This window comes from Streptomyces sp. SID12501 (assembly GCF_010550245.1).
Taxonomy (GTDB): Bacteria; Actinomycetota; Actinomycetes; order Streptomycetales; family Streptomycetaceae; genus Streptomyces.
Genome location: NZ_JAAGLU010000670.1, coordinates 1 through 438, shown reverse-complemented (window position 1 = coordinate 438; position 438 = coordinate 1). Strand labels below are relative to the sequence as shown.

The 438-nt window shown below is 73.5% G+C and carries 1 pseudogene; it reads right to left on the bottom strand.

The annotated features are described in order from the left end of the window. Positions 1-43: 43 nt before the first annotated feature. Positions 44-438: pseudogene (locus G3I71_RS47830) on the bottom strand (MBL fold metallo-hydrolase); the annotation flags it as partial.

Sequence of the window (438 nt, the reverse complement as noted above, 5' to 3'; positions counted from 1 at the left end):
AGGTACTGCCGGCGGACGACGTCGGCCGGCTCGGTGCTCTCGGTCAGCCCCACGTCATCTCTCCCTTCGCGACCTTGGTGCCCAGCGACGCCGCGAGCTCGAGACCCGCGTGCGGATAGCTCTCGAGCAGCCGCGCCTCGGCCTGCGCCGCGTCGGGGCTCGAGGCGACGATCTCCTCGAAGCGTCGCAGGTAGTCACGCGTGTGACGGATCGCGGAGGCGTCGGTGGGGGAGTCCGCCACGCGGTGCCCGGCGACCACGAACGTCGGGTCGAGGGCCTCGAGGTCGTCGAGCGCCGTCAGCCACGCGGCGCGCCGTTCGGGTGTCGGGGAGTCGGCGGTCCACACGTGCAGGCCGTCGAACAGCAGCACGCCGCCGACGAGCGCACGTCGCTCGGGCTCGACGACGTACCAGCCGCGGTCGCCGAGCCCCTTGGCCC